We start from the raw sequence: 14,388 nt of genomic DNA on the forward strand, positions 1-14,388 counted from the left end.
AATGAACATACAAAGCACACTTCGAAATGATCGAATTTGGCGCTATGTGATTCAAGGAGCAGGCTTTTGTCTGCTCCTTCTTACCGTAGCAATAGGTGTTTTCCTAATCTATCGCGGTACAGGCACATTCACCACTTACGGTCACAGCATCTCTGAATTCTTATTCAGCACAAACTTCAAACCTAACGATACATTGGAAGGCGGCGGCCAAGTAGGTTCTGCAATCTTCATCGTTGGTTCTCTTATCACTTGCGGCCTTGCACTTCTTATGGCCACTCCGGTTAGTATCGGCCTTGCCGTTTACATGGCGGAAATTACACCTTCCTTAGGTCGTCGTTTCTGGCAGCCGGTTATTGAAATCTTCGTAGGTATTCCTTCCATCATCTACGGTTGGTTAGGTCTTACGATCTTAGTACCATTCATTCAACGTCACACAGCGTCCGATAGCGGTTTCTCTGTATTAGCCGCATCGATCGTACTTGCAATCATGATTTTCCCGACTATTACGTCGGTTACAATGAACGCACTTAATGCAGTACCTAAAACATATCGTCAAGGCGCTTATGGCTTAGGTGCTACTCGCTGGGAAGTAATTCACAAAATCGTACTTCCTATCGCTAAGAACGGTATCTTGGCAGGCATCGTATTAGGCCTGGCTCGTGCGTTCGGCGAAGCCTTGGCGGTTGCCATGGTTATCGGTAAGATGAAAGCCTTACCTACTTCCCTCTTAGATCCAACGGTTAACTTAACCGGCGCTATCGCAGCGGACATGGGCGGTACAATGGAAGGCAGCGAATACAACTTCGCTCTTTGGTCAATGGCACTCTTGCTATTCATCATCTCCTTATTCTTCATCTTATTAATTCGTTACATTTCACACAGAGGAGGGGCATCTCTTGCAAGCAAGTAAAGCAATTCCAGCACCGCGCCGTCGGGCTCTTTCAAGTGATCGTTTAGTAACACTTTCACTTCACTTATTAGCAGGCGCAACCCTACTTCTTCTGGTTTCCTTCATCGGTTATATCGCTTGGTCAGCCCTCAGCGATTTCCATCCTAACATGTTGGAGTTCTCTCCTACAGGGATTGGCAACCAGTTATTCAACACTGTGTATCTTGTGTTCTTAGCCTTACTTATCTCTGTACCTCTCGGTATCGGCGCCGGCATCTACATGGCCGAATACGCTACCAACGGTAAGAGCCAAAAAGTTCTTCGTATCGCTATCGAAACACTTTCTTCTTTACCATCCATCGTAGTTGGTTTGTTCGGTTACTTGGTGTTCATCATCATGACCAACTCCCAATGGAACCTCTTCGCCGGTGCATTAACTGTATCCATTCTTACATTACCGTTAATCGCAACTATCACCGAAGATGCGCTCCGTGCACTGCCTGCTTCTTATTCTAAAGGTGCTTATGGCTTAGGTGCTACAAAATGGCAAACAATCAGCCGCGTTTTAATCCCTGCAGCATTCCCTGCAATCATCACCGGTATCATCTTGGCCGCCGGCCGTGTATTCGGTGAAGCCGCTGCTCTTATGTTTACCGCCGGTATGAGTACCGACATCAACTGGAACAACATGGACATCACATCTCCAACAAATGCGTTGAACCCATTCCGTTCCGGTGAAACTTTATCCTTACAAATCTGGGCATCCCGCAGTGAGTCTCTTGATCCTCATGCGAGTGCCATGGCAAACTTGAGTGCCTTGTTACTCTTAATACTTGTTTTATCCTTCAGTATTGGAGCACGTGCTTTGAGTCGTTATCTAAATAGTAAAAATCTAGGAGATACTAAATAATGGAAATCACTAATGCAACTAATCCTGCACTTGCAAATCCGCAATCTGTCAGTGTAGCGCAACCTATGGCTGTTGCTCAGGAAAGCTTAGCAAATGCATTTACTGTAGAAAATCTTGACTTCTTCTACGGTACATTCCATGCGTTGAAAAACATCAACATGGAAATTAAAAAGAATGAAATCACCGCTCTTATCGGTCCATCCGGTTGCGGTAAATCCACATTCTTACGTATTTTAAACCGTATGAATGACTTGGAAGGCGACATCACTGTAAAAGGTCGCATCGCTCTTGAAGGCGAAGACATCTACAAAGACATCGAACCAATCGTTCTTCGTCACCGTGTAGGCATGGTATTCCAACAGCCAAATCCGTTCCCTCAAAGCCTTTATGACAACGTAGCCTTCGGCCCACGTTTACAAGGCATCACTAACAAATCGGAACTTGATCAAATTGTTGAAGAAAGTCTTATTCGTGCATCCTTATGGGGTGAAGTAAAAGACCGCTTGAAGAAAAGTGCTGTAAGCTTGTCCGGTGGTCAACAACAGCGTTTATGTATCGCTCGTACATTAGCTACTAAACCTGAAGTTATCCTCATGGACGAACCTACAAGTGCTCTTGACCCTATCTCCACTGCAAAAATCGAAGAATTAGCATTGGAATTAAAGGAAAAATACACAATCGTAATCGTTACACACAACATGCAACAAGCAGCACGTATTTCTGATAAAACAGCTTTCTTCTTAATGGGAGATTTGATAGAATATAATAAGACAAAGATTATTTTCAGCGATCCAAACCAACCAAAAACAGCTGACTATATTAACGGTCGTTTTGGTTGATCTGCCATTAAACAAAGGAGCTAAAAATGAAATCCACCCCACCCTTAATCTACTGTGTTGAAGATGAGGAGAGCATTCGCGGCCTCATCTCGTACGTACTGAAAGGGCAGGGATTTGAGGTCGGCACCTTCGAATCGAGCGAGCCCTTCTGGGAAGCCATCGAAGCGCGCCGGCCTCAACTTATATTACTGGACATCATGCTCGAAGGCGAAGATGGCCTGGCCATCCTCAAGAAACTTCGTCAAAATCCGGCAATGAAAGACCTGCCTATTATCATGCTCACCGCTAAGACCTCGGAGATTGACATTGTACAAGGCCTTGATAACGGTGCTGATGACTACATTTCTAAACCTTTCGGCGTTGTGGAACTGGTATCGCGTATCAGAGCCGTATTGCGCCGTTCTCATGTTCATTCCGTCTCCCAAAGTAAAACGTTACGTTGTGACAATCTTGTGCTGGACCAAAGCAGTCGCCTCGTTACCATCGACGGCAATGTGATTCCCCTCACCTTAAAAGAATACGAACTTCTCCTGTTTTTCATGGAAAATCCTGGCATCGCCCTTTCCCGTGAACGCATCATGGAAGTCGTATGGGGCTTCTCCTATGAGGGCGAATCTCGTACAGTGGATATGCATATCGTAACATTGCGCCAACAACTGGGCTCTTCCGGTAAGCATTTGAAAACTGTCCGCGGCGTCGGTTATCGTTGGGAGACAAAAGTATGAGACAAAAATTTTTCCGAGCCCTGTTCGGTCTTGGCATGATGAGTCTCGTGTTCAGTACTGTTATTCTGAGCTATCTGTTCTACAACAGCTGGAAGGAAGACTTTAAAAACGTACTCTACACAGAAAGTAAAATCATTGCCGCCACAGGCACTATCGACAAAGAGCACTTGGAGACAATCACTAAGTCCACCGGCAACACATTGCGCATTACCTGGATTTCGTTCGACGGTCGCGTGCTCTATGACAATGTGTCGGATCCGGAAGAAATGGGAAACCATTTGGACCGACCTGAAATTAAGGAGGCCATCCTTCACGGCGAAGGTAGCGATATTCGCGACTCCTCCACATTAAATACCATCAGCTATTACGAGGCCTTGCGCTTACCGGACAATTCCATTTTGCGAATTTCCCGTAACGGGTCTACCGTATATAAGGTTATTTTCGATGCCGCTCCGGGCTTTATAGCCCTGTTCCTCATCTTCTCCGCCGGTTGTTACCTTATCGCTCGAAGATGGACCTCTGAGGCCATTTATCCGATTGAGGAAATCGTAAAAGCCTGGACATCCAACAGTGATACGCAGCCGGTTATTGATGAAGCGTACAACGAAATTACACCGCTTCTGTCTCGTCTGTCATTCCAGAAAGAAGAACTGGAAACCATGATCTTGCGCCTGCGCGGCGAAAAGAACACGCTCCGGTCCATTATGGAAGAAATGAACGACGGTTTGCTCCTGGCAGAACTGGACGGCACCATTATCGTTTATAACGAACATGTGAAAGAGTTTTTAAATACGAAAACATCCTTACATGGCGAACCATTACTTCTCTTATCGGACGATAAAGAATGGCGTGAACATGTAATCAATGCCCTCAACAAACATGTGGGCGGCGACTATATTTTCCAACGGGACGGTCAATATTTCCACGTGTTCTTCCACATTACGGAAGATGACCGCTACAAGGGTCGCTTGTTGATTATCATCTCCGATATTACACAATCCTACTTGGAGCAGCAACGCCGTCACGAATTTACATCCAATGTTTCCCATGAATTGAAAACACCGCTTACAACCATTAGCGGCTATTCAGAAATCTTAGCTAACGGCATGTACTCTTCGAAAGATGACGCCACCGAGCTGGGCGGTTACATTCATCGCGCAGCCCTTCATATGCAGGATTTAATCAATACGATTTTAAAGCTGTCCCGCATTGAAGATGAAGACTCTGAAATTACCTTTGAAAACGCATCCATACGCCATATCATTCATGTGGCATGGCAGCTTCTGGAAACAAAGCGTCAAGGAAAGAACATTACGTTCTCCTTAACAGGCAAAGATGTGAGCCTGCCGTTATCAACAAAGCTGGTGGAAGAAGTATTTATTAATCTCTTCGACAATGCGATTAAATTCAGTCGTGGTATCGATAATCACATTACGGTGAATATTTCGACCAATGATTTAACGACTACGGTGACTGTAACTGACGAAGGTATCGGCATTGCCAAAGACAAGCATTCCCGTATCTTTGAACGCTTCTATCAGGCCGATCCAAGTCGCAACAGCAAACGCGAAGGCAGCGGCCTCGGCTTAGCCCTTATCAAACACATCATGGAAATCCATCAGGGCTCCGTATCAGTGACAAGCGAACCGGGCGAAGGCAGTACCTTCACCTTGAGGTTCAAAAACACACTGAACGAAGACATAGCCAAGGAAAAAGAAAAGAAGCGCAGCCAATCTGCCATCTCCTTACCTGGTAAAAATCGGGTAATTGAGCAAAAAGGCTGACCGTAAAACTGAACAAAATTCAACTAAAAACTCCCCATAGCATTTGCTCTGGGGAGTTTTTGTGTCCTATTATAACCTATTATTGTGCCGTTCCGATATCAATGGCATCAGCTTTATATACACCTTTTACAGGTAATAACTTCAAGCCCGCAGCGTCTTTCGGTACATCAAAGATTAACACGACATCGCCTGTGGCACCGGGATTAAATTTATCTAAATACCAGTTAGATGAATAACTGCCTATGAGTCGTGCTGCCAACATAGCCTCATCATCTTGGGCAAACTGACGACCTTTATTATCGAATAAAACAAATTTACCTTGCGCATCAGCAAATTGTCGTGGCGTGCTGCCGTTATTTTTTATAGACATGCGCAAAATAAGGAATGATTGCTGTGCCGCATCATTTCCAATGGTGTTAACATTCGTCTTACTATCTACCTTATAGTCCCAATCCGCATAGGAAGTGAATTGTCCGATTGGAGTCATTGGCTTATCTGGAATGCCATGATCAATCTTTCCTTCATATAAAACCTTCCCATTACTAGTAATTTTACCTTCTACAATATAATTATCCTTATAGGTACCTTCCTGAGCAAGTCCGGTGGCCCAAGTCGTTTTCCCCTTACCATCCATTTTACCGTCTTTGACTTCCCCTTCGTAAACCCAATTAGTGCCGGCGGAGTTTGTGCCTTTAATCGTCCCTTTGCCGTTAGGTGCATCATTTTCGAATTCACCTGTGTAAGTAACCTCTCTCACAGTATCCCCAAAATGCATCGTCAACGGTTTGTCAGTTACATTCGACTTACAACCGGTAAACAGAATCACACTACCTACCAACAACATCCCTAACAACAACTTTTTCTTGTTCATACAAACACTCCTTATACCAAAAAGCAAATACCATATAATACACATTCGATTTTTGAGTGTGAAATTCCTCTTTTTTGATGATGAACAAGAGGCTCTTATCCACAAACCACTGAGCTTGCATATTTCTGTTCTAAAGGAGCTTAAACTCCATTCGCAAAGAACTTAGACTCTATTCTAAAAGAACTTAATGCTCTATTCGAAAAAACTTCATAATCTATATAACAAAAAGCGGTATCGCCTTGGCGATACCGCTTTTAGACTACTTACTCAAATAAGCTTGCAGCAGTTCATTCGTATAGATTATTAAACGTATTAGCCTTCAACTTGAGGAAGAATTAATTCAACGTCAGTGTGTGGACGAGGAATTACGTGTACAGAAACTAATTCGCCTACGCGTTGAGCTGCAGCGGCACCGGCATCAGTAGCTGCTTTAACAGCGCCTACGTCACCACGAACCATAACAGTCACGAAACCACCACCGATAGTTTCTTTACCGATTAAATAAACGTTAGCTGCTTTTACCATTGCGTCAGCTGCTTCGATAGAGCCTACTAAACCTTTAGTTTCCACTAAACCTAATGCTTCGTTCTTCATAATAAATACCTCCTATAAAATGACTACATAGAACTATAGTTAATTTCTTTAAAACAAATTTATAAACTCACAAAGTGAATTAACACAATTATTAGACCTGCTGCGTGATTTAATAATCTAATGTGATGTTGTTTGTATTATTGTTGTTTCTGTAATAAAGCAAGTACTTCAGCTACGGCGTTACGTAAGCTTTCATCAGTAATTGCAGTATCGCTCTTAGTGCTGCTTGCTGCAGAACCACTTGGGCAACCACAACCAGCAATTTCATCAGTTGGGTAACATTCTTCAAGACCGTAAGCCACACGTTTAATGTTAATCAAGTTAAGTGGGGATACGTTATCGGAAGTAGCACTGCCGCCTTGAGTACCGCAACCAAGTGTGAATGCAGGTAACAAGCCTGTGCAAGCACCTGTACCACCTTGAGAACCGGATGTGTTAACTAAAATACGGTTAACTGGTTTAATGGAGAATGCCATAGCGATTTCAGGATCAGCTGTATGAAGAGTCATTGTATGACCTGTACCACAGTTGTTCAAGATTTCGATACAAAGTTCACAAGCTTCATGCCAGTTTTGTACTACATAGTAGCCCAATACAGTAGTTAATTTTTCATAAGACAGTGGGCTATCTTTGCCTACACCGGTTTGTTTACCGATAAGGATCTTAGTACCTGCAGGAATTGTAATACCTGCCGCATCAGCCAATACTTGAGGTGGGCGACCTACGAATTTAGCGTTCATAGCGAAGCCGTTTTTGAAGAGAATCTTGCAGATTTTCTTAGTTTCTTCGTCAGTCATGAAGTAGCAGCCTTGGCGAGTAAATTCAGCTTCAACTTGGTCTTTAATGCATTCTTCAACAACGATACTCTGTTCAGAAGCACATACAGTACCATAGTCAAATGTTTTACTTGCAATAATACGACGTACTGCATTTGGAATATCAGCAGTGCGTTCAATGAAGCAAGGACCATTACCAGGGCCTACGCCAAGAGCCGGTTTACCGGAACTGTAAGCGGAGCGTACCATAGCTTCACCGCCGGTAGCAATAATCATATTAACTTCCGGTGCATGAAGTAATTCTTTAGTAGCTGCCATGGATGGCATAGTTACACAAGTAATAATATCTTTTGGAGCGCCTGCCATTTCAGCTGCTTCAGCCATTAAGCGAGCTGCTTCACAAGTTGCTTTTTTAGCAGATGGATGTGGTGAGAATACAATACCATTACGTGCTTTCAAAGCAATCATAGCTTTATAGATAACAGTGGAAGTAGGGTTTGTAGAAGGGATGATACCGAACAGCAAGCCTACCGGTACACCAATTTCAATAACCCGTTTAGCTGTATCGTTGTTAATGATACCGCTAACTTTCATGTCTTTAATGTCGCGATATAAAATGGTAGATGCTAATTTATTCTTCGTAATCTTATCGACTACTTTACCGAACCCGGTTTCTTCTACCGCCATGCGAGCTAAACGCTCAGCATTTTCTTCCGCTACGCGAACCATATTCTGCAAAATACGGTCCACCTGTTCGTCTGAAAAATTAGCAAATTGTGCTTGTGCTTTTTTTGCTCGTCTTGCACAACAACGAGCTTCTTGTATGGATTGTAGATCTTTATCGAAAGTAGTTTCCAATGTTCTACATCCTCCTTTCCCTAACCTAATTATGCCATCGTTTCTGCCCAGTTGGCCGGATATGTTACATAAAATACCTTGGCGTATTCATCTGCGCCCCAAATAACTTCGGAGTTTTTAGGTACATAGAGTACATCGCCGGCCTTTGCGGTCCGCTTAACCCCGTTAATCGTAATGGAAAGCTCCCCTTCCAATACCATATCGATTTCATCATATAAAAGCGTCCATGGGAACTCGGAGCCTACAATTTTCAGCAAGCCTGCACTAATATTAGGAGAATCGCTATAACCAATTAACTCTTTATATTGTACATTGGCACCTGGTACACCTGTATCAAACACTTCAAAGTCCACGTCTTGAGCACGAACGATTTGAAGGCCCGATGCATCTTTATCCCGAACCAAACCATCAGAGGCGACGGTGCCTCCAATTTTATTCACCAAAATGGATTGTAATAAGTCGATTAACTGATTCCCTGTAGGCACGGCCCCTAATGGTGCACCGCCGGCAACCGGAGCTACCGGTGCGCTTGGTGCTGCCTGAGCAGTTGATCCAACAGTCTTTGTACAGGCCGGCACGGCGTTCAAGGAAATATCTTCCGTAAAAGTAATGCCATTCTCTTTTGCTACATCTCTGGCAGCTGGTGTGATTAGTGTATTATCATCAACAGCAATGGTAAACTGCTTATTTGACAATGCGCTTTCCACATCAGACGCTGTAATCAATTTCTTCAACACATCTCACCACCTTTTACTTTGGAGTCGCTCTAAAAAGTACTTTTTGTCGTTCAATTTCTTCGCTTATTTTTATCATGGCTGTCTCAACACTGGATGTATCGCCAAATACGGCAATCATTACCAAGTTTTGCGGACAGTTCCCTCGTACATCCACTACGGTAACTCCCGATGCCTTTTCCGCAATGTCTGCGGCAAAAACCATGTCACAAAGTTTACCTTGCATAAGTCCGATTGCTTCGAATGATTTCACATCCAGCTTCGCTGTTGCATCAATTCTACGCTGAAGAATCGAGCTGACCCCTGCTGTGGGTGCTTTAATTATTCTGTAGTCCATCATGTACCTCCGCCAACGCTCGAATCACTGTTTCCACTTCATGAACACAAGTAGTAATTACTTGTATATATCCTTGCCGTACACTGTCTTCACCAGATAAGCCTTTCAGCTTTTCCGCTACGTCAAGACAAGCTACCCGTAACATGTTGAGCTGTCCTTGTGCCATAGCGCAAGGTGTATTCACAGGGAATTGCTGAATCGCAAATGCATCAGCACCTGAACCTTCCGCTCCACCGGCCAATAAATCCAGCCCTATCGGCGACTGTGTCTTAATCGCCCCCTGTAACGCAGTCAAACGATCACCTATCGTCACCAACGACTGACTCAATGTGCGATTACACATTGCAGCCGTCATGCTTCGGGTCATGAAGAGATGAGCTTGCGCCCACTCCAGTGCCACCGACACAGGTGCTACCGTATCTGTCGGACGTTGTAAGGAAGAAACATCCGTAGTCTGTATTTGTTTTTTACCTTGCATCCGTTGGAACTTCTCATCCTCATAGTGAACTACGACACGGCGGTCTACGAGGAATTGATAGGCTCCTGGAGTAAGGCGGGTATCCTTTTCTACGAGGTAGGACTCAAACGGTGATTGCCGATATTGAGTTCTCAACGTTTCTTCTGTAATAAATTTCATACATTGGCTCCCATTTACTAATATAGAAGCTTACAAAACTCTTTATACGCTAATATGCGTTCTTTGCCCTCTTCAGTCTTAGCAGACCATTCAATAATGTCATCTGTTATACCGATTTGTCGCAAAGATTCATAGGCTTTTTGAATCTGAGCTTCACTTGCTAAATCACATTTAGTAATAATACCACAAATCTTCCCATAGAATGATTTCGAGAAAGATGGCGGATATTCCTGCTTTTGTTGCAACGGATCAATCAGAAAAAACACAACACTTGCATCCTGATTCGATGCGATTATACAATCATACATCCAAGGACTTTCCAAGTAACCACTTGGCATATCAATGGTATATTCACCATAGCGAATATCCGGCGTCCCTTTTAGTACATTGGGTTTCCCTTCAATCATGTTAGCCAGTGTAGTTTTCCCCGACTGCCGAGGTCCGATAATCATAATCTTTAACTTCATACTTACGCTCTGGTTACCGTTGCCGGTGTAAACCCTAATAACTTATGAAGCGTATCATTGATTGCATTTACTGAAGTTTCGACGCTTGATACATCACCCGTTATAACTACCGATCCGGTAAAACGATCCAGGAAGCCCAGGTGGACATTCGCGGCTTTGCGCGCTATATCCCCGGCAATTATGGCCGCTTCAGCCGGTGAGATTGTCAGTACCCCGATGGCGCCTACAGGATCTACGCCGATACGTTGATACACTTCTTCATCCGGTGAGGCAATAATATGAGCCATAGTAACTTGTTTACCCGGAACCAGCTCCTGAATAATTCTCTGTTTACTGTTGTCTAGTACATCCATAGTAGCCCTCACTATTTTAACTCTATATATTGCTTATAGGTTTCTACAATGAGATTTACGCTTTCCTGTCGCATACGTCTGGCAAACTCGGATAAACGTTCCAATGTGTCCACACTATAAGTAAAAAACTCACCTTTTAAATATGTATCAATCGATGTGTCATTTGTGCCATCGGCACTAACTGATCGCCCAAACATAATCGTTGTAGGCAGCAGTTCTTTAGCCTGTTCATACCAAATTTTATGATATGATATAAGCTCTGTTACCAATGCGACTTTAGCAGGTGTTTTGGGAGGTAACTCATGTTGTATCCTCGCATAAGCCTCTGGCTGTGTATCTTCCATCATATAACCGTATTTCTCAATCATGAGGTTACGGCCTTCCTTCAGTGCCGTATGGATATCTCGCAAATAGGCTGCCTGAATATCTAGAGGATACACATTCCATTGACTCCGTCGCATGAGGAGAAACATGTATTTATTGTTTTTGCATTCCAGGTACTTCTGATTACTGCGTGTTTTCAAAAGCATATCCCATTCATAGGCTGCAATTTTATCAATAACCTTCATAATTACCCCACCCTCACACTCTGATTCACACTTATCTTGACCAAGGACTGTCTTGCTTCAGCACCGGATCTGAAATGGATTCGAAGATTTCATATCCATGTGCTAATAAGAACGTTTCCTTTGTCTTAGTTAAACCGACTTCGTGAAGTCGATCAATAATATACTCACAAACTCGTTCTATACGATTGGTGTTTTCTTCATCAACCGTAGCGGTTTTTACCATTGACTCGATAATCTGTCCAATCTCTGCCCCTAAGATAGGCAAAGACTGCAGTTTTCTATGGCGCCATTTATAGAACGGCATGTACGTTTTATTTAAAATAAATACTATGGCCATCGCATGATTCATAGCTTCGTGAAGTGCCAACGACGCCGCTACTAACTCATTTCGTTTCAAGCAGCGTGGAAAGTTGTATTGCCCTGACTGCGCCAACTTTATGCACTCAAAGGCTAAATACTTCTTCCATAAATCTTCCGGGTAATATTTCAGCAATTGCTCTCTGATGTGAGTAAACTCACCGAGATTGTCAAAGTAAATTTCACCCGTTGTAGCCGTAGCCAGGAAATCTTCCGGAATGGCTCGCCATTCGCTTAATGATTTAGGCCCCTGTGAAGTCTTCGTATACTTCTGATAGAAGTCCTGTGTAGGAATCACATAAGCATGCCCCTTACTTACGGTCTGCAAAGCCCGTTCTAATTCGGTATGTTGTGCCAAATAGTCCGGTGTATTTAAGAAGAGTAACACTTTCGCTTCAAAATCATGATCTTTGGAAAATTCATCATCATAGCCTAAACATTCAGAACCTTTCCCTACCAGTCCGGCCGCCATGCGTCCTAACAGTTCAGGAAATTGCTGTTTTAAAATTGGATATACTTCCTGTTTTAATAGGCTGTGAGATAATTCGAGTCCTGATCCGGGCCAAAAACTTTTGCTTAAAAAGGCTTCATCCAAGGTGCCGGTAACAGTACTACCTGTATGGACCATACTGTTTGAAGTATACTGCGATTGACCCGCCGATGAACTACTATTGGATTGAGTCATCTGACTATCATCATACGATGATGTTGATTGCGCGCCCATAAGAGCGGCACTAGCCTGTTCCAACATAGCTTCCAACGAATCCGCTGCACCATAACTGTGTACATCGTGAATATCAATCGAGTTGCTGCCTGTATGTGTGACAGTTTTATTATTACTTCCCACATTTTCTACACTATTTCCATATTTCGAAGTATTGTTATTGCTTGAGCTAACAGATTGACCTGGCTGCCCAAGTTTTTCCTTAACAATGTTCAAATTTTGCGTCAATAAACGATAGCCTTTACTATGTGTGCCATAGGTGCGTTCCATAATCGGTAACGCTTCTTCCATCAAGCTACATGCTTTTTGATAATTGCCCTGATTATAAAGCATAGTCGCTATATTATTGACAACAGTAGCGTAGAGCGGATGATTTTCGCCCACTGCATTTGACAAAAGTTCGGTTGCCTCATTCATGAGGCTCTCGTATTCGTCAGTTTTGCCCATAAGCCGACAAGTTTCAGCAAAGTTGCTACAGGAGATGGCCAATTTAACTCGGCTGTTTTCCTGTGTACGTAGCAAGCTTAATGCTTCTTTTTGGTTTTTATAGGCCTTATCATAGTCTTTACGTTGTAAATATAGGTTACCCAAATTATTACATAAAGACACATACACTATATTTCGGATATTTAACTGTTTAGCAATATCCAAAGCGGTTGTAAATTCTTTCTCCGCTTCGTCAAAATGTTTGGAATCCAATTCATTGGTTCCTGCATTCAGTAAAGTAGTTACATACGCTTGGCTTTTAACCCCTGCGGTACTCGCTACGATTGTTTTCGCTTCGTCCAACACAACGCGAGCTTTATCATATTGCCCTGTGTTTCGCAAAACTCCGCCGTAATCATTAAGAATACGTGCTAACAGTCCACGATCATTACGCAACCGCGTTTCATGAATGGCGTCTTCAAACAGAGGAAGCATTTCAATATCGCGTCCCTGTCTGCCGAGGTTATCTATTTGTGTTAGTATTTCATTTAATCTATCCATTGGAAAACCTCTTTCTTCAGCCGTTAGTGTTTAACGACTTTTACATCCATATCATATTCTTTTACGATTGACTCAATGTGCTCCAATTCTTCTTGTTTGAAAGACAAGTCTTCTTTAATGGTATATTCCTTATCCAATTGAGCATATTTATTAACGCCCAATTTATGATATGGTAGAATGTCGATGCCTTTGAAGTTCGGCAAATCTTTATACGGCATTAAGAATTCCATTGTCTTACGAATTGTTTCATCATGGCTGTTAAGTCCGCGAATTAATGGCATACGCACCTTCACATTGTAGCCTTGCTTCAAAATCTCTTGCAGGTTTTCCAGAATACGTTCATTGCGAACCCCGGTTAATTCAGCATGCACATCAGAATCTATTTGTTTGATATCAAACAAGAACAAGTCAATGTGTTTTGCCATCATTAACAAGTTTTCCAGTTTCGCATAACCACAAGTTTCAATGGCTGTGTGAATTCCCAATGCCTGACATTCACGAAGAATATCGGTAGCCGCCTCCGGCTGCGTGGATACTTCCCCGCCACCTAGCGTTACACCGCCTCCGGAACTAAGATAGAACATTGAGTCTTCCTGAACCACATCTACCAATTCGGTAATTGTTTTATCCTGACCTACAATGTGGATTGCCTTCCTTGGACAAACGCTTTCGCATTTACGACAGCCTACGCAGTTAGTTTCACGGTCGACGATGTGAACAACTTCATCACCATTTTTTACCAACGAATGTATGCCCATCGGACAAACCGGAACGCAGCTACCACAGCGAATACATAAGTTATCCTGGTACATCACTTGATATTTACGTTCCAGTCCTTCCGGATTAGCACACCACCGGCATCTGAGCGGGCATCCTTTAAAGAATATCAACGTTCTAATGCCGGGGCCGTCATAAATTGAGTACTTCTGGACGTTAAAGATTCGTGCCTTACGCTCTATACAAAGCTGTTCAGACAT

At 43.1% G+C, this 14,388-nt stretch carries 16 protein-coding genes; 5 read left to right on the forward strand and 11 right to left on the reverse strand.

From position 1 onward, the window contains the following. Position 1: 1 nt before the first annotated feature. The 5 genes from pstC to KHZ77_RS02485 all read left to right on the forward strand — a co-directional run bounded on the left by pstC (position 2) and on the right by KHZ77_RS02485 (position 5,147). Complete coding sequence (gene pstC / locus KHZ77_RS02465; RefSeq protein WP_295195378.1) at positions 2-910, forward strand: phosphate ABC transporter permease subunit PstC; 909 nt, start codon at positions 2-4, stop codon at positions 908-910. After that, entirely contained in the window at positions 897-1,799 is a 903-nt protein-coding gene (pstA, locus tag KHZ77_RS02470) for a phosphate ABC transporter permease PstA (RefSeq protein ID WP_295195383.1), read from the forward strand. Before pstC ends, pstA begins: the two co-directional genes overlap by 14 nt. A gap of 65 nt (positions 1,800-1,864) precedes the next feature. Next, positions 1,865-2,638, forward strand: a complete 774-nt coding sequence (gene pstB / locus KHZ77_RS02475; RefSeq protein ID WP_295195772.1) for a phosphate ABC transporter ATP-binding protein PstB — start codon at positions 1,865-1,867, stop codon at positions 2,636-2,638. 26 nt (positions 2,639-2,664) lie between these two features. Continuing rightward, a complete protein-coding gene (locus KHZ77_RS02480; protein WP_295195385.1) occupies positions 2,665-3,363 on the forward strand; it encodes a response regulator transcription factor in 699 nt (232 codons plus the stop codon). Beyond that, on the forward strand, positions 3,360-5,147 hold the full coding sequence (locus KHZ77_RS02485; RefSeq protein ID WP_295195387.1) for an ATP-binding protein: 1,788 nt from the start codon (positions 3,360-3,362) through the stop codon (positions 5,145-5,147). The genes KHZ77_RS02480 and KHZ77_RS02485 overlap by 4 nt, the downstream gene beginning before the upstream one ends. A 79-nt stretch (positions 5,148-5,226) precedes the next feature. Here KHZ77_RS02485 and KHZ77_RS02490 read toward each other — a convergent pair whose 3' ends face one another. The 11 genes from KHZ77_RS02490 to cutD form a co-directional block, all read right to left on the reverse strand. Continuing rightward, on the reverse strand, positions 5,227-6,018 hold the full coding sequence (locus tag KHZ77_RS02490) for a DUF4352 domain-containing protein (RefSeq protein ID WP_295195389.1): 792 nt from the start codon (positions 6,016-6,018) through the stop codon (positions 5,227-5,229). A gap of 312 nt (positions 6,019-6,330) precedes the next feature. Beyond that, on the reverse strand, positions 6,331-6,612 hold the full coding sequence (gene eutM, locus KHZ77_RS02495) for an ethanolamine utilization microcompartment protein EutM (RefSeq protein ID WP_295195392.1): 282 nt from the start codon (positions 6,610-6,612) through the stop codon (positions 6,331-6,333). Between the two features lie 137 nt (positions 6,613-6,749). Continuing rightward, positions 6,750-8,246 carry an acetaldehyde dehydrogenase (acetylating) gene (locus tag KHZ77_RS02500; protein WP_295195398.1) on the reverse strand — a complete coding sequence of 499 codons (1,497 nt, stop codon included), beginning with the start codon at positions 8,244-8,246 and terminating at the stop codon, positions 6,750-6,752. A gap of 29 nt (positions 8,247-8,275) precedes the next feature. After that, complete coding sequence (locus KHZ77_RS02505) at positions 8,276-8,983, reverse strand: cupin domain-containing protein (RefSeq protein WP_295195401.1); 708 nt, start codon at positions 8,981-8,983, stop codon at positions 8,276-8,278. Positions 8,984-8,996: 13 nt separating this feature from the next. Then, on the reverse strand, positions 8,997-9,317 hold the full coding sequence (locus KHZ77_RS02510; protein ID WP_295195405.1) for a BMC domain-containing protein: 321 nt from the start codon (positions 9,315-9,317) through the stop codon (positions 8,997-8,999). Beyond that, entirely contained in the window at positions 9,298-9,954 is a 657-nt protein-coding gene (locus tag KHZ77_RS02515) for a hypothetical protein (RefSeq protein WP_295195407.1), read from the reverse strand. The genes KHZ77_RS02510 and KHZ77_RS02515 overlap by 20 nt, the downstream gene beginning before the upstream one ends. Positions 9,955-9,971: 17 nt before the next feature. After that, positions 9,972-10,421: a EutP/PduV family microcompartment system protein gene (locus KHZ77_RS02520; protein ID WP_295195409.1), complete on the reverse strand. Its 450-nt coding sequence runs from the start codon at positions 10,419-10,421 to the stop codon at positions 9,972-9,974. 2 nt (positions 10,422-10,423) lie between these two features. Next, complete coding sequence (locus KHZ77_RS02525; protein ID WP_295195411.1) at positions 10,424-10,774, reverse strand: BMC domain-containing protein; 351 nt, start codon at positions 10,772-10,774, stop codon at positions 10,424-10,426. Positions 10,775-10,785: 11 nt separating this feature from the next. Continuing rightward, the gene (locus tag KHZ77_RS02530; RefSeq protein WP_295195413.1) at positions 10,786-11,343 is read right to left on the reverse strand and encodes a DUF4125 family protein; all 558 of its coding nucleotides are present in this window, start codon (positions 11,341-11,343) and stop codon (positions 10,786-10,788) included. Between the two features lie 31 nt (positions 11,344-11,374). After that, entirely contained in the window at positions 11,375-13,411 is a 2,037-nt protein-coding gene (locus tag KHZ77_RS02535) for a DUF4037 domain-containing protein (RefSeq protein WP_295195414.1), read from the reverse strand. A 23-nt stretch (positions 13,412-13,434) separates the two neighbouring features. Continuing rightward, the gene (cutD, locus tag KHZ77_RS02540) at positions 13,435-14,388 is read right to left on the reverse strand and encodes a choline TMA-lyase-activating enzyme (RefSeq protein WP_295195416.1); all 954 of its coding nucleotides are present in this window, start codon (positions 14,386-14,388) and stop codon (positions 13,435-13,437) included.

Source organism: Veillonella sp. (assembly GCF_018364065.1).
GTDB lineage: Bacteria > Bacillota > Negativicutes > Veillonellales > Veillonellaceae > Veillonella_A.

Excerpts from the sequence above, each read along its gene's own strand:
- pstC (WP_295195378.1), top strand. The coding sequence starts at position 2 with ATGAACATACAAAGCACACTTCGAAATGATCGAATTTGGCGCTATGTG.
- pstB (WP_295195772.1), top strand. The coding sequence starts at position 1,865 with ATGGCTGTTGCTCAGGAAAGCTTAGCAAATGCATTTACTGTAGAAAAT.
- KHZ77_RS02480 (WP_295195385.1), top strand. The coding sequence starts at position 2,665 with ATGAAATCCACCCCACCCTTAATCTACTGTGTTGAAGATGAGGAGAGC.
- KHZ77_RS02485 (WP_295195387.1), top strand. The coding sequence starts at position 3,360 with ATGAGACAAAAATTTTTCCGAGCCCTGTTCGGTCTTGGCATGATGAGT.
- KHZ77_RS02490 (WP_295195389.1), bottom strand. The coding sequence starts at position 6,018 with ATGAACAAGAAAAAGTTGTTGTTAGGGATGTTGTTGGTAGGTAGTGTG.
- eutM (WP_295195392.1), bottom strand. The coding sequence starts at position 6,612 with ATGAAGAACGAAGCATTAGGTTTAGTGGAAACTAAAGGTTTAGTAGGC.
- KHZ77_RS02510 (WP_295195405.1), bottom strand. The coding sequence starts at position 9,317 with ATGGACTACAGAATAATTAAAGCACCCACAGCAGGGGTCAGCTCGATT.
- KHZ77_RS02515 (WP_295195407.1), bottom strand. The coding sequence starts at position 9,954 with ATGAAATTTATTACAGAAGAAACGTTGAGAACTCAATATCGGCAATCA.
- KHZ77_RS02520 (WP_295195409.1), bottom strand. The coding sequence starts at position 10,421 with ATGAAGTTAAAGATTATGATTATCGGACCTCGGCAGTCGGGGAAAACT.
- KHZ77_RS02525 (WP_295195411.1), bottom strand. The coding sequence starts at position 10,774 with ATGGATGTACTAGACAACAGTAAACAGAGAATTATTCAGGAGCTGGTT.
- KHZ77_RS02530 (WP_295195413.1), bottom strand. The coding sequence starts at position 11,343 with ATGAAGGTTATTGATAAAATTGCAGCCTATGAATGGGATATGCTTTTG.
- KHZ77_RS02535 (WP_295195414.1), bottom strand. The coding sequence starts at position 13,411 with ATGGATAGATTAAATGAAATACTAACACAAATAGATAACCTCGGCAGA.
- cutD (WP_295195416.1), bottom strand. The coding sequence starts at position 14,388 with ATGTCTGAACAGCTTTGTATAGAGCGTAAGGCACGAATCTTTAACGTC.